The organism is Agromyces selenitireducens, assembly GCF_052748465.2.
In genome coordinates this window covers 3,924,281-3,940,805 of record NZ_CM188259.1, presented here as the reverse complement: position 1 = coordinate 3,940,805, position 16,525 = coordinate 3,924,281, and the positions used below count along the sequence as shown (strand labels likewise).

The following is a 16,525-nucleotide window of genomic DNA, read 5'->3' as shown; positions in this document are numbered from 1 at the left end:
GTCAATCGCGTCGGCTCCATGAGTCGGCCTCCTCCCGTGGTTCGTGGGTCCACTCGCCCACATGCGGCTCAAGTCGCACCGACGTCGGCGGCGGCTCGTGCGCGTCATCCGCCGGTGGGGACGAGTGCGGCTCCAGCGGCCCGCTCGCCGCGACGCGCACCGAGGCGCTGACGAGCCGATGCTGCCGCCACCTGGTCGACGGGCGGGCGATCCACGCCGTCATCGCGGCCGCGACGACCGCGAGCACTGCGGCGACGGTCCCTGCAGCCGCGGGGAAGCCCGGCGCGTCCTCCGTCGCCGCGGCGGATTCCTCCGGTGCCTCCTCGAGCGACGCCTGGTCGTCGGCGAACGTGAACGTGCCGCCGGTCTCGTCGGCGATGCAGCGCAGTTGGTCCTGCTCGTCTCCGGAGAGACGGAAGCCGATCGTGTTCACGACGACGGACGCACCCTGCGCGGCGAACTGCGTGACGACCTCGCATGGCGGGGCGCAGGTCGCCAATCCGTCGCTGACCAGCACGACCGTGCCGCGTCCGTCGGGCAGGTCCTGCACCGCACCGACCAGGCCGGCGTCGGTGGGCGTTCGGCCGCCTGCAACGAGGCCGTCGACCGCCTCGCGCAGCACGTCCCGGTTCCCGGTGCCGAGCGGAACCACGCCGACGGTGCCGTCGGGACCGCATTCGCCGGAGAACGATCGCAGACCGACCTGACGATCGTCGCCGATCCTGTCGATCAGGGTGCGGAGGGCCTGCTGAGCCTGCTCGAGACCGGTCGTCCCCTCGGGAAGGAGCTCGTTCATGGAGTCGGAGACGTCCACGAGGAGTACGACGGGATCTGCCTGGTCGGCGCCGGGTGCCGCGCCCGTCAGAGCAGGGACGAGCAGGAGTGCCGCGACCGGCATCAGTGCAGGATGAGCGAGTGGCATGGCGATTCCTCCCCCGACGAATCCCCGTGGTGCGATGCTCCTCCCGGGCGACCGGGATGTCATCCGGGCGCTCCCTGAACGTCATCGAGTGCTCGATGACGTCGATCTCGCATGATTGACGTCGGCCGCGCACCTTGGGATGCTGGCAGCGACCCGCGACGAAGCCCAGCCGGGAGGCGGTCGACATGGTCCTGTCCACACGAGCGATCCAGGCGAGGAACTCGGTCGCCACGGTGACGTCGTTCTTCGCGAGCATCCAGGGCGTCGGGCGCGACCCCGACGCCCTCGACTTCACCTTCGGCAACCCGCATGAGCCGGCGCTGACCGGGCTGACGAGCGCCATGCGCGCGCAGCTCGAGCCGAGGTCGGTGGACTGGTTCGCGTACAAGACGAGCGAGCGGTCGGCGCAGGAGGCGGTGGCGGCAGGGCTGCGGGGCGAGCTGGGCATCGACTTCGAACCCGACGACATCGCGATGACCCAGGGCGCATTCGGCGCCATCTCGCTCGCGCTGGCGATGCTGACGGATGCCGGCGACGAGGTCGTCATCCCCGTTCCCGGGTGGTTCTGCTACGCCCCCATGCTGCACGCGGCGGACCTCTTCCCGGTGGGAGCGCCGCTCGCGCCGGTCGACTTCAGCCTCGACGTCGACGAGATCGCCCGGGCCATCACGCCTCGCACGCGCGTGGTCATCGTGAACTCGCCGGCGAACCCGACCGGACGGGTGTACCCGAAGGAGACGTGGGACGCCCTCGCGGAGGTCCTCGACGAGGCATCCCACCGCCACGGCCGGCGGATCTGGCTGCTCTCCGACGAGCCCTACCGTCGCATCCGCTTCGATGGGATCGGGTTCGCGAGTCCGGCCGGCTCCTACCCGTGGACCCTGATCGACTACAGCTTCGGCAAGGTGCTGCTCGCCCCGGGCCAGCGCCTCGGCTACCTCGCCATCTCTCCCCTGCTCGAACCCGCCGAGCGCACGGCGCTCCGCCAGTCGTGCATGCCGCTGCAGCTCGCGATCGGGTGGGGGTTCCCCGACGCGCTGATGCAGTACTCGGCGCCGGCGCTCGAGTCCGTGTCGATCGACCTCGCCGAGCTCACCCGGAAGCGAGACCGCATGTTCGGGGCGCTGAACGATGCCGGCTACACGCTGACCCGCCCCGAGGGCACCTTCTACCTCTGGGGCCGTGCGCCGGGCCGCGACGGCGCGGCGTTCTGCGCTGCGCTCGCCGAGCGCGGCGTGTACCTCATGCCGGGCACCCTGTTCGACCAGCCCGCGCACTTCCGCATCTCGCTGACCGCGACCATGGACATGATCGAACGGGCGCTACCGACGCTCGTGGAGGCCGCCGACGCGGAGTAGGTGTCAGGTACGGCGCCTCGATCCGCTGCCTTCGCCCCGCGCCATCCACCCCCAGTTTGCGATCTGCGAAAGAACCGTCGGACTTTCGGCGCGGTCACGCCCGAAACGTGGAGCGACGCCCGCCCCGGCACGTATGGTGATCCGTGCAGCAGTGCCGCCATGCCCCTTCCCGTGGCGACGGCGGTCGCCGCGACGAGGAGGAGAGCGAATGACGCGCATCGGCGTCGTCACCGAGCAGGGCTCGGAGACCCGGGTCGCCGCCACGCCGGCGACCGTGAAGCAGTTGATCGGCCTGGGCTACGAGGTGGTCGTCGAGGCGGGCGCCGGCGAGCGGTCGTCGTTCCCGGATGACGCGTACGTGGCTGCGGGCGCGTCGATCGTCCCGGGCAGTGACGCGATCACGAGCAGCATCGTGCTCAAGGTGAATGCGCCGACGGATGCCGAGATCGCGCTGCTGCGCCCCGGCACGACCCTCGTCAGCCTGTTGAGCCCGGCCCTCCGGCCCGACCTGCTCGAGGCGCTGTCGGCACGCGGCGTGACCGCGCTGGCACTCGACGCGGTGCCGCGCATCTCGCGCGCGCAGTCGATGGACGTGCTGAGCTCGATGGCGAACATCGCCGGCTACCGCGCCGTCGTCGAGGCCGCGCACGAGTTCGGCCGGTTCTTCACGGGCCAGGTGACCGCGGCGGGCAAGGTGCCCCCGGCGAAGGTCCTCGTGGCCGGTGCGGGGGTGGCCGGGCTCGCGGCGATCGGCGCGGCATCGAGCCTCGGCGCGATCGTGCGCGCGACCGACCCGCGCCCCGAGGTCGCCGACCAGGTGAAGTCGATCGGCGGCGAGTACCTCAAGGTCGAGGTCGACGAGGTCATGGAGTCGGCCGACGGGTACGCGAAGGCGACGAGCGAGGCGTACGACCGGCGCGCGGCCGAGATCTACTCCGAGCAGGCCGCCGACGTCGACATCGTCATCACCACGGCGCTGATCCCCGGCCGCCCGGCTCCGAAGCTCATCACGGCGGCGGATGTCGCGAGCATGAAGCCGGGCAGCGTGATCGTCGACATGGCGGCGGGCATGGGGGGCAACGTCGAGGGCTCGGTCGCGGGCGAGCGTGTCGTCACGCCGAACGGCGTGGTCATCCTCGGCTACACCGACCTCGCGTCGCGCCTGCCCACGCAGGCGTCGCAGCTGTACGCGACGAACCTCGTGAACCTGATGAAGCTGCTCACGCCCGGCAAGGACGGACAGCTCGTCATCGACTTCGACGACGTCGTCCAGCGCGGCGTCACGGTGGTGCGCGACGGCGAGACCACCTGGCCGCCGCCGCCCGTGCAGGTCTCGGCGGCGCCCGCGGCGGCGAAGGGCGCGACGGATGCCGCGGCATCCGCCCCCGCACCGAAGCCCAAGCGGCAGCTCACCCCCGCCGGCCGTGCGGCCCTCATCGGCCTCGGCATCGCCGGCCTGTTCGTGCTGAACGCGTTCGCGCCGCAGCCGCTGCCGCAGCACATCACGGTCTTCGTGCTCGCCGTGGTGGCCGGCTTCTACGTGATCAGCAAGGTCGCCCACGCGCTGCACACGCCGCTCATGAGCGTGACCAACGCGATCTCGGGCATCATCATCGTCGGCGCGATCGTGCAGGTCACGAGCGAGGTGCCGGCGGTGCAGGTGCTCGCGTCGATCGCGATCCTGATCGCCAGCATCAACGTCTTCGGCGGGTTCGCGGTGACCCGGCGAATGCTCTCCATGTTCGCCAAGGGCGACCGGGCGAGCAGCTGACCGCGGACCGACGACGACGTCATCGAGGAGCCCCCCTGTGCTTGAGACCCTGACCCCCGAGTCGATCGCGGGCGCCGCGTACATCGTCGCGGCCCTGCTGTTCATCCTGTCCCTGGCCGGGCTGAGCCGGCATGAGACCGCCCGAGCCGGTGTCGGCTACGGCATCGCCGGCATGTCCATCGCCCTGGTCGCCACGATCTGGGTGACCGTGCAGGGCGCCTGGGGCGAGCCCGGTGCCATGCTCGGCATCGGCCTGCTGGTCGTGACCGTGCTGATCGGCGGTTCGATCGGCCTGTGGCGCGCACGCATCGTCGAGATGACGGGCATGCCCGAGCTGATCGCGCTGCTGCACAGCTTCGTCGGCCTCGCGGCAGTGATCGTCGGCTGGAACGGCCACCTCGACCCGCCCGAGCTCGAGGGGGCGCTGGCCGACATCCATCACGCCGAGGTGTTCATCGGCATCTTCATCGGCGGCGTGACCTTCACCGGCTCGATCGTGGCGTTCCTGAAGCTGTCGGCGCGCATGAAGTCGGCGCCGCTCGTGCTGCCCGGCAAGAACGCGCTCAACCTGGGCGCGCTCGTCGTGTTCGTCGCGCTGACGGTCTGGTACGTCATGGACTCCGAGCTGTGGCTGCTCGTGCTCGTGACGGCGCTCGCGTTCGCGCTGGGCTGGCACCTCGTCGCGTCCATCGGCGGCGGCGACATGCCCGTGGTCATCTCGATGCTGAACAGCTACTCGGGCTGGGCGGCCGCCGCGGCGGGCTTCCTCCTCAACAACGACCTGCTCATCGTGACGGGCGCGCTCGTCGGCTCCTCCGGTGCGTACCTGTCGTACATCATGTGCAAGGCGATGAACCGGTCGTTCATCTCGGTCATCGCGGGCGGCTTCGGCATCGAGGCGCCCGCCAAGGGCGACACCGACCTCGGCGAGTACCGCGAGATCCAGGCAGCGGATGCCGCAGAGCTGCTCAAGGGCGCCGACAGCGTGGTCATCACGCCGGGATACGGCATGGCCGTCGCGCAGGCGCAGTACCCCGTTGCCGACCTGACGCACAAGCTGCGCGAGCGCGGCATCGACGTCCGCTTCGGAATCCACCCGGTCGCCGGTCGACTGCCGGGGCACATGAACGTGCTGCTCGCCGAGGCGAAGGTGCCGTACGACATCGTCGAGGAGATGGACGAGATCAACGACGACCTCGCCAGCACCTCGGTCGTGCTCGTGATCGGCGCGAACGACACCGTGAACCCGGCCGCCGCCGAGGACCCGGGCAGCCCGATCGCGGGCATGCCGGTGCTGCGGGTATGGGAGGCCGAGAACGTGATCGTGTTCAAGCGCTCGATGGCGTCCGGCTACGCGGGCGTGCCCAACCCGCTGTTCTACCGCGACAACGCGCAGATGCTGTTCGGTGACGCGAAGGACCGGGTGGAGGACATCCTCAAGGCGCTCTGATCCGTGGCATCCCCAGCGATCTCCACGGAAGCGGCGGCATAGGATTGAACGGTTCCCCGTCGAAAGAGGTCGCCGTGGCCGATGCCCGCGATACCGCACCGGAACGCGCCGGAAGCTGGCTCGTGCCGGTCGTCCGCGGCACCCTCGCGCTCGTGCCCGCCGCGGTGATCACCTTCTCGCAGGACCACTCCCCCGCACTCGGTCTCACCGTGTTCGGCGGCTGGGCCCTCGTCGCCGGCGTCGTCGTGGGCGCACTGTCGATCCGGCTGATCGCCGCCCGCACCGCCAGGTGGGCCGCCGTCGCCAACGGCACCATCACCGCGGCGGCGGGGCTCGTCGCGCTCGGACTCCGCGACACCGCACCGAACGGTGTCGGCGCGTTCACCTTCACCGTCGCGGTGTGGGCCGCCGTCACCGGCATCGTCGAACTCCTCGCGGGGCTCCGCCTCCGCGGCCGCACTCCGGCGGCGCGGGACTGGATCGCCGCGGGAGCGCTCACGGCCCTCCTCGCGCTCGTGTTCGTCCTCCTCCCCCTCGATCCCGTCACCGCGGTCGGCCTGCTCGGCGCGTACCTGGTCGTGCTGGGCGTATTGCTGCTGATCGGCGGGTTCTCGCAGAAGTGGGCCGCGGCCGAGCCGGTCGACGCCGGCGGCGCGGCATCCGGAACGGAGCGCTCGTGACCAATCGCCCAGGCGACGACTACCGGCCCAGCCGCCGGGAGATGCTGAAGCCCGCCGAGTACGTCGGCGGCGCCGCGATCGCTGCGGTCTTCACCGCCGTGATCGTGTTCTTCGGCACGCGGGACTGGAACCTGACCCTCATCAGCGCGGGCGGAGTGTTCATCATCGTGCTGATGGTGCTCGCGCTGCTGGCTATGGCGGTCAAGCCGAACCCGGAGGACCACGGCGACGGCACGGGCGGCGATCCGGCGCGACGCGATCCGTCGGACGACTCCGGGCACTGACCTGCCGAAGCCTCGCTTCGATGCGGCGAGTTCCGGGTTCGTGCGGGTCGAACCGCGGACACCCGGGATTCGCGGGGAGGGACGGGACGCGGGCGGCGCTCGCTACGCCTCGAGGCGGTCGACGAGTTCGTCGGCGAGGCCGACGTAGGTGGCCGGGGTCAGCGCGAGCAGGCGCTGCTTCGCGGCATCCGAGATCTCGAGCCCCTCGACGAATGACGCGAGGTCGGCGGCGCCGACGCGCTTGCCGCGCGTGAGCTCCTTGAGCAGCGCGTACGGGTCGGCGATCGTCGAGTCGCCCGCGGCGACCTCGGCACGGATGACGGTCTGGATCGCCTCGCCGAGCACCTCCCAGTTGCCGTCGAGGTCGGCGAGGAGCAGGTCGCGGTCGAGGTCGATCTCGCCGAGGCCGCGGAGGATGTTGTCGAGCGCGAGCACCGAGTGGCCGAAGCCGACGCCGATGTTGCGCTGTGCGCTCGAGTCGGTGAGGTCGCGCTGCAGGCGGCTCGTGACGAGGGTCGCCGCGAGTGAGTCGAGCACCGCCGACGAGAGCTCGAGGTTCGCCTCGGCGTTCTCGAACCGGATGGGATTGACCTTGTGCGGCATGGTCGAGGAGCCCGTTGCGCCTGCCGCCGGGATCTGGCGGAAGTAGCCGAGCGAGATGTAGGTCCAGATGTCGGTGGCGAGGTTGTGCAGCACGCGGTTCGCGTGCGACATGCGGGCGTAGAGCTCGGCCTGCCAGTCGTGCGACTCGATCTGCGTGGTGAGCGGGTTCCAGGTCAGTCCGAGCGACTCGACGAACTCGCGCGAGACGTCGGGCCACGCGACATCCGGGGCCGCGGCGAGATGCGCCGAGAACGTGCCGGTCGCGCCCGAGAACTTGCCGAGGTACTCGGTCGCTTCGACCTGGCGCAGGATGCGCTGGAGGCGGTGCGCGAAGACGGCCAGTTCCTTGCCCATCGTGGTCGGGGTCGCCGGCTGGCCGTGCGTGCGCGACAGCATGGCCGCGTCGCGGTGCTCGTGTGCGAGGCCGATGAGCTTGGCGATGACGGCCCGGTACTTCGGCAGCCAGACCTGTGCGACGGCGTCGCGCACGGTCAGGGCGTACGAGAGGTTGTTGATGTCCTCGCTCGTGCACGCGAAGTGGGTCAGCTCGGCCAGGTGCGACAGCCCGAGCTCGTCGAGCCGGCCGCGCACGTAGTACTCCACGGCCTTCACGTCGTGCCGGGTGGTCGCCTCGAATCGGGCGAGCTCGTCGATGTCGGCCTGGCCGAAGCCCGTCACGACGGCGCGCAGCGACTCCTTCTCGGCATCCGCCAGCGGGCTCGTGCCGAAGAAGCCGCGTTCGGTCTGCGCGATGAGCCACTCGATCTCGACGTGCACGCGAGCCCGGTTGAGGCCGGCCTCGGAGAGGTGCTCCCCGAGCTCGCCGACAGCGGCGCGGTACCGGCCGTCGAGGGGGCTGAGCGGCTGGGGAGGCAGCGAGGTCATCGGTTTCCTTGTCTGAGAGCGGGGGCGAGTTGCCGGAACAGCGCCGACGTCGACCGCTCTATCATCCCAAGAACCCGATCGAAGGTCGCATCGTCGCTGTAGTACGGGTCGGGGACGTCCTGCAGCGGCGCGAGCTCCGGGTCGAATTCGAGCAGCAGCCGCACCTTGTGCTCGTCGGGCAGGTTGCGGGCCTGGTTGCGCAGCACGCGGGACTGGCCGCGGTCGAACGCGACGACGAGGTCGAGGCGTGAGAAGTCGGCGGGATCGAACTGGCGGGCGCGATGGCGGCTGCCGTCGTATCCGGCGCGCTCGAGCGCGGCGACCGTCCGGTGATCGGCACGCTCTCCCACGTGCCAGTCGCCCGTGCCGGCCGACTCGATCGCGATGCGATCCTCGAGCCCGGCGCGCACGGCGAGGGAACGCAGCACGACCTCCGCCATCGGCGAGCGGCAGATGTTGCCGGTGCACACGAACGAGACACGGAAGCGCTGCGCGGGCTCCGCGGCGGGCTCCGCGGCGGGATCCGCTGGCGTCATGCCTCTTATTGTGGACGAGCACGCATCGTTCGCACAGTGGCGGATCGGACGGATCGAGGGGAGCGCACGATGGCCGCGGACGCGCCCGCCCCCGACGTCGAGGTCGACGCGGCACTGGTCGTCCGGCTCGTCGAGGCGCAGCATCCGTCGTTCAGGGGTGCCGTCGAGCTCGTCGCGAACGGATGGGACAACGCGATCTTCCGCCTCGGCGGCGAGTGGGCGGTGCGGATGCCGCGGCGCGCGCTCGCCGACCGGCTCGTGCGGGGCGAACAGCGATGGCTGCGGGTCGTCGCGGGCGCCCTCCCGGACGGGGTGCGCGCACCGGTGCCCGTCGCGACCGGCGCGCCGGGCGAGGGCTACCCCTACGCGTGGAGCATCACGCCGTGGTTCGACGGGGTCGCCGCGGCATCCGTCGCCCCGGAGCAGCGGCGCGGGATCGCCGAGGCCCTGGCGGACGTGATCGTCGCGATCGGTGCGCCTGCACCGGCCGACGCGCCGGCGAACCCGTATCGCGGCGTGCCGCTCGCCGAGCGGGCCGGCGTCGTGGGCGAGCGGCTCGCGTCCGGGCGGATCGAGCGTGCCGTGGCGACGGATGCCGCGGCGCTGAACTCGGTCTGGGCCGCCGCGATCGCGGCGCCCGCGTGGTCGGGCGCGCCCCGCTGGGTGCACGGCGACCCGCACCCGGGCAACCTGCTCCTCTCCCCCGGGCCGCCGCACCGGCTGCTCGCGGTGCTCGACTTCGGCGACCTCACCTCGGGCGACCCCGCCACCGACCTCGCCGCGGCATGGCTCGTGTTCGACGCGGCCGGCCGGGCCGCGTTCCGTGACCGGGTCGAGCGGTTGCGGTCGACGGATGCCGCCGACTGGGCTCGCGCCCGCGGCTGGGCCCTCGTGATGGGCTCCGCGATCGTCGACACCGTGGGCGCCGATGGGCCGATCGGTCGCGTCGGGGCGCACGCGCTCGAGCAGGTCCTCCTGGACTGACCGGTCCTGCACCGGGCGCGGGTCGCGGAGGTTGTGCACGGTGCCGCAGGAACTGCGGTCCGCCCCGTCGGATGCGGCGCAGAGTCGAAGCGTGTACTCCTCCGACGCGACCCCCGCCGTCCTCGATGCGGCACGCCGCTCGCGGCGAGCCGACGCACTCGAGCGCGAGCTGTACGCCGTGCGGACCCTGCGCGCCGAGGTCGAGCTGATGCAACCGGGCCTGCTCCTCGACCGGCTCGAGGGGTGGCACGCCGGCGCAGCCGAGCACTACGCCGAGCGCGTCCGCGACGTGCGCCTCGCGCTCGCCGGGGCGGCGCACCTGCTCGCCACGACCGAACGCGCCCTCGCGGCGGCACTCGAGCGGGAGCGCACCAGCTGGGCGGTGCCGTGAGCGACCTCGTGATCCGAGGCGGCGGCGCGACGTCGGTCGAGACCGAGGCGCTCGTCGTCGAAGCCGCGCGGCTCGCGGCGGTGTCGCACATCCTCGACGGATGGTCGGCACGGGTGGGCGGCATCCGGCACCGGCTCGGCGAGATCGCTGCCGCCGAGGGGTCGGAGACGCTCGGCGGCCTGGTCATCGACCTCGACACCGCACAGTCGGGTTTCACCGCGGGCGGCGTGCGCACGGCCGAGTTGGCGTGGTCCCTGCGCATGGGCGCGGGGCGATACGGCCGCGCCGAGTGGCTGTCGACGCTCCTCGCCGAAGCGGGCGAGCGCGTCACCGCGGGAATGCTCGGCATCGTCGCGCCCGGGCTGCTGCTCGCCGGCGCGTCGGCCGCGGCGATCCTCGCGCCGGGCCTCGCAGTCGGCAGCGCGATCATGGGCACCGAGGCCACGGCGGCCGGGCTCCTCGCGCTGGTCGAGGCGCACGGGCTCCCCATCCTCTCCGACCCGGCGTTCGTCGCACTGGTGCGTGCGACCGGCGACCACGTCGACGAGTTCGTCGCCGGGCTGTTCCGGTCGGGCGGGCTCTTCGGACTCGGGGCCGGGCTGGAGGCGCCCGAGAACTCGGCGCTCCTGCTCGGCGCCGCCACGGTGCTCGGCGTGGTGACCGGCTCGCGGGCGCTGCGCGAGACCGACGTGCGGGTCACCGGCGTCGCGACACCGGTCTCGGCGGTGTCGCCCCTCGGCCCGCCCGCGCCCGGCACCGCGGCGCCGCGTGGGACCGGCGACCTGGCCGACCGCATCCCGGCGCCGCCGCCTGGCGGACCGCAGGTCCGCATCGAGCGCTACGACGGCCCCGACGGGCCGCGGTGGATCGTCTACTCGAGCGGTACGGTCGACTTCGGCCCCGTGCCGCGCGGCGAGCCGTACGACACCACGTCGAACGTGCACGTCGTGACCGACGCGTCCGAGCGCGCCGGACTCGTCGGCATGCCGCTCGACTCCGGTGCGGCGGAGCGGTCGGTTCGCGCGGCGATGGAGGCCGCGGGCGTGGCATCCGGTGACCCGGTGCTCGTCGTGGGGCACTCCGCGGGCGGCATCATCGCCGCGAACCTCGCCGCCGATCCCGACCTCGACGTGGTCGGAGCGGTGAGCTTCGGCGGGCCGGTGGCGCAAGTGCCCACCGCCGCGACGCCGGTGCTCTCCGTCGTGCACTCCGAGGACCTCGTGCCCGCACTCGGCGGCAGCGGGGTCGTCGCGGACGGTCGGCTGGTCGTGGAGCGGAGCATCGACGCGTCGCCGTCCCTCGACGAGCCGTTGCCCGCGCACGCGCTGACCGCGTACCGCGATACGGCCGAGCTCGTCGACGGCTCGGACCACCCGCGAGTCGAGGAGTTCACGCGACTCGTCGGCGAGATCACCGGCGGCGGTCCCGCGCGGACGACCTACTGGCACGCCGGACGCGCGCCGTCGTAGCTCAGTCCTTCGGCCGCACGACCAGGCCGATCAGCCAGCTGATCAGGCCCAGCACGAGCGCAGCGAGCACGCCCCACCAGAATCCGTCGACCTGGAGGCCGAATCCCATGAGGTCGCTCAGCCAGTCGACGATGAGCAGCAGCAGCGCGTTCACGATGAACGAGATGAGCCCGAGCGTCAGCACGTACAGCGGGAACGCGACGATACGGATCAGCGTGCCGATGGTGGCGTTCACGACGCCGAAGATGAGCGCGATGAGCAGGTACGTCAGCACGGTGCCGATGTCGGATTGCTCGTACGGCACCACGCTCACGCCGGAGACGATCAGCGTGGTGAGCCAGAGTGCGAACGCCGAGACGAGGACCTTCACGATGAAGCGCATGGTTCAACTATGTCAGCGGACGCGGTCCGACCGAAGGGGTACGGTGGAATCCGTGACCGCACCGGAGCCCACGACCACGCACGTGCGCCTGCGACCCGAGATCGCCGCGCTTCCGCCGTACCGGCAGGGCCGTCCGGCCCCCGCGAACGGCTTCAAGCTCTCGAGCAACGAGAACCCGTGGGGCCCCGTCCCCGCGGTCGAGCAGGCCATCGCGGCCGCCGCCGCCGAGGTGAACCGCTATCCCGACGCCACGGCGCTCACGCTCCGCGAGCGACTCGCCGAGCGCTTCGGCGTCAGTTCCGACGAGGTGCTCGTCGGGGCCGGCTCCGTGTCGCTGCTGGCGCAGTTCGTGCTCGCCGCGGCCGCGCCCGGCGACGAGGTGGTGTACTCGTGGCGCTCGTTCGAGGCCTACCCCGGCCTCGTGACCGTCGCCGGTGCCACGAGCGTGCAGGTGCCCAACCGGCCGGACCACGGCCACGACCTCGACGCGATGGCGGCGGCGATCACCGACCGCACGCGGGTGGTCATCGTCTGCTCCCCCAACAACCCCACGGGCGTGGCGGTCACGCGCGACGAGTTCGAGCGGTTCATGGCGCGCGTGCCCGCCGACCGGCTGGTGCTGCTCGACGAGGCGTACGCCGAGTTCGTACGCGACGAGGCCGCCGTCGACGGCAGCGCGCTCATCGGCCGATACCCGAACCTCGTCCTGCTCCGGACCTTCTCGAAGGCGTACGGCCTGGCAGGCGTGCGCGTCGGGTACGCGATCGGTCCGGTGCCCATCCTCGACGCCGCCCGTGCGACCGCCATCCCCCTCGGCGTGACCGGGGTCGCGACGGCCGGCGCGATCGCCGCGATGACGCCCGAGGCCGAGGCCGAGCTCCTCCGTCGCGTCGACGTGCTCGCCCGCCGCCGTGACGCGCTGCGCGCCGCGCTCATCGCCCAGGGCTGGCCCATCCCCGAGGCGCAGGGCAACTTCGTCTGGCTGCCCACGCGCGACCGTACGGGCGAGGTCGCCGAGCGCCTCTTCGAGGCCGGAGTGGTCGCGCGAGCCTTCCCGGGAGACGGCATCCGCGTCTCGGTGGGCGAGGAGGAGTCTGTGGACGTGCTCCTAACGGTTCTCGGGGAGCTTGTCGGTCCTTCACAAGAATGGGCCTCCACCTAACGGGTACCGTGGAACGGTGGCAGCCCCCTCACGCGAGTTCACCGCCCCGACACTCCAGCTCCTCACCCACGAGGGTGAGCTGCGGCCGACGGCCGAGGCCGAGCAGTACCTCCCGATCATCGAGGCGCTGCCGGATGCCGCGCTCGAGCAGTTCTACCGCGACATGGCGATCTCTCGGCGCATCGACGTCACGGGCGCCAACATGCAGCGGCAGGGCCAGCTCGCGCTGTGGGTGCCGAGCCACGGGCAGGAGGCCGCTCAGGTCGGCTCGGCGCGCGCCTCCCGGCCGCAGGACCACATCTTCCCGTCCTACCGCGAGCACATCGCCGGCATCATCCGGGGCCTCGACCCCGTCGACATCGTCAGGCTGCTGCGCGGTGTCACCCTCGGCGGGTGGAACCCCGCCGAGAACGGCAACTTCCACCTCTACACGCTCGTGCTCGCGTCGCAGACCCTGCACGCGACCGGGTACGCGATGGGCCTGCAGTTCGATGGCGCCACGGCGACGGGCGACCCCGAGACGGATGCCGCGGTGCTGGTGTACTACGGCGACGGGTCGACGTCGCAGGGCGACGCGAACGAGGCGCTCGTCTTCGCGTCGAGCTACAACACCCCGCAGGTCTTCTTCGTGCAGAACAACCAGTGGGCGATCTCGGTGCCGGTCTCGCGGCAGTCGCGCAGCCCGCTGTCGCTGCGCGGCGGCGGCTTCGGCATGCCCGGCATCCGCATCGACGGCAACGACGTGCTCGTGAGCTACGCCGTCACGCGGCAGGCGATGGAGGACGCGCGCGCGGGCGTCGGCCCGAGCCTCATCGAGGCCGTCACCTACCGCATGGGCGCGCACACGACGGCCGACGACCCGACGAAGTACCGAACGGACACCGAGGTCGAGTACTGGGAGGCACGGGATCCCATCCCGCGGTACCGCACGTGGCTCGAGGCCCGCGGCGCGGCCTCCGCCTTCTTCGACGAGGTCGACGAGGAGGCCGCGGATGTCGCCGCGGACCTGCGCCGCCGGGCGCTCGACGCCGCCGCTCCCCCGCGGTCGGCGATCTTCGAGCACGTGTACAGCGAGCCGCACCCGGTCGTCGAGGCGCAGGCCGCGTGGCTCGAGGCGTACGAGAACTCGTTCGAGGGAGATGTCCGGTGAGCGTCGAGACCGTCCCCACCCCGCCCACGACCGAGGCGCCCGCAGCAGGTGCCGCGACGGATGCCGCAGCACCCGAGGTGCGCGGCGTGCACACGCTGTCGATGGCCAAGGCGATCACCGCGGGCCTGCGCGAGGCGATGCGCAACGACCCGAAGGTCCTCCTCATGGGCGAGGACATCGGCCGTCTCGGCGGCGTGTTCCGCGTGACCGAGGGCCTGCTCGACGAGTTCGGCGAGCAGCGGGTGCTCGACACCCCGCTCGCCGAGTCGGGCATCGTCGGCACGGCGATCGGGCTGGCCATGCGCGGGTACCGCCCCGTCGTCGAGATCCAGTTCGACGGGTTCATCTTCCCGGCGTTCGACCAGATCACCACGCAGCTGAGCCGGCTCAACCTGCGGCACGACGGCGGCATGCCGATGCCGGTCGTGATCCGCGTGCCGTACGGCGGCCACATCGGCTCGATCGAGCACCACCAGGAGAGCCCTGAGGCGTACTTCGCCCACACGCCCGGCCTGCGGGTGGTGGCGCCGTCGTCGCCGCACGACGCGTACTGGATGATCCAGGAGGCGATCGCCTCGAACGACCCGGTGCTCTTCTTCGAGCCCAAGAGCCGGTACTGGGGCAAGGGCCCCGTCGACCACGACCACGCCGGACTCCCGCTGCACGCGAGCCGGCTCATCCGTCGGGGCGACGACGTGACCGTCGTGGGCCACGGCGCCATGGTCTCGACGCTGCTGCAGGCCGCCGACATCGCGGCGGAGGAGGGTCGCAGCCTCGAGGTGATCGACGTCCGCTCCCTCTCCCCCATCGACTACGGCCCGATCATCGACTCGGTGCAGCGCACCGGTCGCCTCGTCGTCGCGCAGGAGGCGTACGGCTTCGTGAGCGTCGGATCCGAGATCGCGGCGACGGTGGCCGAGCGCGCCTTCTACTCGCTCGAGGCGCCCGTGCTGCGGGTGTCGAGCTTCGATACCCCGTTCCCGCCTGCGGCGCTCGAGACCGAGTACCTTCCGAGCGCCGATCGCGTGCTCGAGGCCGTCGACCGCTCGATGGCCTACTGACCGTCACCGACGCAACACCCGAGGAGCACCATGAGCGAGATCCGGTTCCCGCTTCCCGACGTGGGCGAGGGCCTCACCGAGGCCGAGATCGTCCAGTGGCGCGTGGCGCCCGGTGACCGCATCGCCCTCGACCAGGTCTTCGTCGAGATCGAGACCGCGAAGTCGCTCGTCGAGCTGCCGAGCGCGTTCGAGGGAACGGTCGCCGAACTCCTCGTCGAGGAGGGGCGCACGGTCGACGTGGGCACCCCGATCCTCGTGATCCGAACGGATGCCGCTGAGGGCATGTCTTCGCCGCCAGAGGCTCCGGCGGCACCCGAGCAGGCTCCCGCGGTCGAGGCGGCTGCTCCCGCTCCCGCCGACGAGGCGGGCGGCGCGGTGCTCGTCGGGCACGGCAGCAGCGGCCCGACGCAGAGCCGTCGCCGGCGGCATCCGTCACCCGGAGGCGCGCACGAGCACCTCGCGCCGCCTGCGCCGCCGGCGCCCGCTCCGGCCCGCGCGTCGTCGGTGACGATCGCGACCGAGCCCCCCGTGCTGACCGAGCCCGCCCGCCCCTCGGAGCGCTACGACGCGGGCATGCCCGTCATCGCCAAGCCGCCGATCCGCAAGCTGGCCAAGGACCTGGGCGTCGACCTGTCGCGGGTCGCGCCGACCGGCCCAATCGGCGACATCACGCGCGACGACGTGATCCGCGATGCCCAGCAGGCGAGCGTGTTCCGCAACATCCAGACGCCCGAGGCGCCGACCGACCGCGAGACGCGCATTCCCGTGAAGGGCGTGCGCAAGGCCATCGCCCAGACGATGGTGCAGAGCGCATACTCGGCGCCGCATGTATCGGTGTTCGTCGATGTGGACGCCACGCGCACGATGGAGTTCGTGAAGCGCCTCAAGGCCTCACCCGACTTCGCGGGCGTGCGGGTCTCGCCCCTCCTGATCATGGCGAAGGCGATGATCTGGGCGGCGCGACGGAACCCGACGGTGAACGCGCAGTGGACCGACGACGAGATCATCGTCAAGCACTACGTGAACCTCGGCGTCGCCGCCGCCACTCCGCGGGGGCTCATCGTTCCGAACGTGAAGGAGGCGCAGGCCATGTCGATGGTCGAGCTCGCCGCGGCGCTCGAGCAGCTGACCCTCACGGCCCGCGAGGGCAAGACGCAGCCGGCCGAGATGCAGGGCGGCACGATCACGATCACGAACATCGGCGTCTTCGGCATGGACACCGGCACGCCGATCCTCAACACGGGCGAGGTCGCGATCGTCGCGCTCGGCACGATCAAGCAGAAGCCCTGGGTCGTCGACGGCGAAGTACGCCCCCGCTTCGTCACGACGATCGGCGGGTCGTTCGACCACCGCGTCGTCGACGGCGACGTCGCGAGCCGCTTCCTCGCCGATGTCGCGTCGATCATCGAGGAGCCCGCGCTCCTGCTGGACTGAGTC

At 71.8% G+C, this 16,525-nt stretch carries 16 protein-coding genes; 12 read left to right on the top strand and 4 right to left on the bottom strand.

The features are described from left to right. Position 1: 1 nt before the first annotated feature. Positions 2 to 898, bottom strand: a complete 897-nt coding sequence (locus tag ACULK4_RS18490) for a vWA domain-containing protein (protein WP_445963854.1) — start codon at positions 896 to 898, stop codon at positions 2 to 4. A gap of 209 nt (positions 899 to 1,107) precedes the next feature. Here ACULK4_RS18490 and ACULK4_RS18485 point away from each other — a divergent pair, with 209 nt between their 5' ends. The 5 genes from ACULK4_RS18485 (at position 1,108) to ACULK4_RS18465 (ending at position 6,465) form a co-directional block, all read left to right on the top strand. Then, positions 1,108 to 2,280, top strand: a complete 1,173-nt coding sequence (locus tag ACULK4_RS18485) for an aminotransferase class I/II-fold pyridoxal phosphate-dependent enzyme (protein ID WP_445963853.1) — start codon at positions 1,108 to 1,110, stop codon at positions 2,278 to 2,280. Positions 2,281 to 2,488: 208 nt separating this feature from the next. Continuing rightward, positions 2,489 to 4,051 (top strand): Re/Si-specific NAD(P)(+) transhydrogenase subunit alpha, encoded by a 1,563-nt coding sequence (locus ACULK4_RS18480; RefSeq protein ID WP_445963852.1) that lies wholly within the window; start codon positions 2,489 to 2,491, stop codon positions 4,049 to 4,051. Positions 4,052 to 4,088: 37 nt separating this feature from the next. Next, the gene (gene pntB, locus ACULK4_RS18475; RefSeq protein ID WP_445963851.1) at positions 4,089 to 5,501 is read left to right on the top strand and encodes a Re/Si-specific NAD(P)(+) transhydrogenase subunit beta; all 1,413 of its coding nucleotides are present in this window, start codon (positions 4,089 to 4,091) and stop codon (positions 5,499 to 5,501) included. 74 nt (positions 5,502 to 5,575) lie between these two features. Then, positions 5,576 to 6,181, top strand: a complete 606-nt coding sequence (locus ACULK4_RS18470; RefSeq protein WP_445963850.1) for a DUF308 domain-containing protein — start codon at positions 5,576 to 5,578, stop codon at positions 6,179 to 6,181. Then, a complete protein-coding gene (locus ACULK4_RS18465) occupies positions 6,178 to 6,465 on the top strand; it encodes an ABC transporter ATP-binding protein (RefSeq protein ID WP_445963849.1) in 288 nt (95 codons plus the stop codon). Before ACULK4_RS18470 ends, ACULK4_RS18465 begins: the two co-directional genes overlap by 4 nt. A 102-nt stretch (positions 6,466 to 6,567) precedes the next feature. Here the strand turns inward: ACULK4_RS18465 and purB are convergent, their stop codons facing one another. Together purB and ACULK4_RS18455 are read right to left on the bottom strand one after the other, a co-directional pair. Continuing rightward, the gene (gene purB / locus ACULK4_RS18460) at positions 6,568 to 7,953 is read right to left on the bottom strand and encodes an adenylosuccinate lyase (RefSeq protein WP_445963848.1); all 1,386 of its coding nucleotides are present in this window, start codon (positions 7,951 to 7,953) and stop codon (positions 6,568 to 6,570) included. Next, positions 7,950 to 8,489 carry a low molecular weight protein-tyrosine-phosphatase gene (locus ACULK4_RS18455; protein ID WP_445963847.1) on the bottom strand — a complete coding sequence of 180 codons (540 nt, stop codon included), beginning with the start codon at positions 8,487 to 8,489 and terminating at the stop codon, positions 7,950 to 7,952. The genes purB and ACULK4_RS18455 overlap by 4 nt, the downstream gene beginning before the upstream one ends. A gap of 69 nt (positions 8,490 to 8,558) precedes the next feature. Here ACULK4_RS18455 and ACULK4_RS18450 point away from each other — a divergent pair, with 69 nt between their 5' ends. From ACULK4_RS18450 to ACULK4_RS18440, 3 genes are all read left to right on the top strand, one after another. Beyond that, positions 8,559 to 9,473, top strand: coding sequence for an aminoglycoside phosphotransferase family protein (locus ACULK4_RS18450; protein ID WP_445963846.1), 915 nt, complete (start codon positions 8,559 to 8,561; stop codon positions 9,471 to 9,473). A 91-nt stretch (positions 9,474 to 9,564) separates the two neighbouring features. Then, positions 9,565 to 9,864, top strand: a complete 300-nt coding sequence (locus ACULK4_RS18445) for a hypothetical protein (RefSeq protein ID WP_445963845.1) — start codon at positions 9,565 to 9,567, stop codon at positions 9,862 to 9,864. Beyond that, positions 9,861 to 11,333 carry a lipase family protein gene (locus ACULK4_RS18440; protein WP_445963844.1) on the top strand — a complete coding sequence of 491 codons (1,473 nt, stop codon included), beginning with the start codon at positions 9,861 to 9,863 and terminating at the stop codon, positions 11,331 to 11,333. The genes ACULK4_RS18445 and ACULK4_RS18440 overlap by 4 nt, the downstream gene beginning before the upstream one ends. A gap of 1 nt (position 11,334) precedes the next feature. Here the strand turns inward: ACULK4_RS18440 and ACULK4_RS18435 are convergent, their stop codons facing one another. After that, a complete protein-coding gene (locus ACULK4_RS18435; protein WP_445963843.1) occupies positions 11,335 to 11,715 on the bottom strand; it encodes a phage holin family protein in 381 nt (126 codons plus the stop codon). 52 nt (positions 11,716 to 11,767) lie between these two features. Between ACULK4_RS18435 and ACULK4_RS18430 the strand changes: the two genes are divergently transcribed. The 4 genes from ACULK4_RS18430 to ACULK4_RS18415 all read left to right on the top strand — a co-directional run bounded on the left by ACULK4_RS18430 (position 11,768) and on the right by ACULK4_RS18415 (position 16,522). Next, positions 11,768 to 12,877, top strand: a complete 1,110-nt coding sequence (locus ACULK4_RS18430) for a histidinol-phosphate transaminase (protein WP_445963842.1) — start codon at positions 11,768 to 11,770, stop codon at positions 12,875 to 12,877. A gap of 16 nt (positions 12,878 to 12,893) precedes the next feature. Next, positions 12,894 to 14,027 carry a thiamine pyrophosphate-dependent dehydrogenase E1 component subunit alpha gene (locus tag ACULK4_RS18425; RefSeq protein WP_445963841.1) on the top strand — a complete coding sequence of 378 codons (1,134 nt, stop codon included), beginning with the start codon at positions 12,894 to 12,896 and terminating at the stop codon, positions 14,025 to 14,027. A 101-nt stretch (positions 14,028 to 14,128) separates the two neighbouring features. Continuing rightward, positions 14,129 to 15,088: an alpha-ketoacid dehydrogenase subunit beta gene (locus ACULK4_RS18420; RefSeq protein ID WP_445964147.1), complete on the top strand. Its 960-nt coding sequence runs from the start codon at positions 14,129 to 14,131 to the stop codon at positions 15,086 to 15,088. Between the two features lie 30 nt (positions 15,089 to 15,118). Then, positions 15,119 to 16,522: a dihydrolipoamide acetyltransferase family protein gene (locus ACULK4_RS18415; protein ID WP_445963840.1), complete on the top strand. Its 1,404-nt coding sequence runs from the start codon at positions 15,119 to 15,121 to the stop codon at positions 16,520 to 16,522. Positions 16,523 to 16,525 lie beyond the last annotated feature (3 nt).

Bases quoted from the DNA above. Each gene is read 5' to 3' on its own strand.
- ACULK4_RS18485 (WP_445963853.1), top strand. From the start codon at position 1,108: ATGGTCCTGTCCACACGAGCGATCCAGGCGAGGAACTCGGTCGCCACG.
- ACULK4_RS18490 (WP_445963854.1), bottom strand. From the start codon at position 898: ATGCCGGTCGCGGCACTCCTGCTCGTCCCTGCTCTGACGGGCGCGGCA.
- ACULK4_RS18435 (WP_445963843.1), bottom strand. From the start codon at position 11,715: ATGCGCTTCATCGTGAAGGTCCTCGTCTCGGCGTTCGCACTCTGGCTC.
- ACULK4_RS18455 (WP_445963847.1), bottom strand. From the start codon at position 8,489: ATGACGCCAGCGGATCCCGCCGCGGAGCCCGCCGCGGAGCCCGCGCAG.
- ACULK4_RS18415 (WP_445963840.1), top strand. From the start codon at position 15,119: ATGAGCGAGATCCGGTTCCCGCTTCCCGACGTGGGCGAGGGCCTCACC.
- ACULK4_RS18420 (WP_445964147.1), top strand. From the start codon at position 14,129: ATGGCCAAGGCGATCACCGCGGGCCTGCGCGAGGCGATGCGCAACGAC.
- ACULK4_RS18480 (WP_445963852.1), top strand. From the start codon at position 2,489: ATGACGCGCATCGGCGTCGTCACCGAGCAGGGCTCGGAGACCCGGGTC.
- ACULK4_RS18450 (WP_445963846.1), top strand. From the start codon at position 8,559: ATGGCCGCGGACGCGCCCGCCCCCGACGTCGAGGTCGACGCGGCACTG.
- purB (WP_445963848.1), bottom strand. From the start codon at position 7,953: ATGACCTCGCTGCCTCCCCAGCCGCTCAGCCCCCTCGACGGCCGGTAC.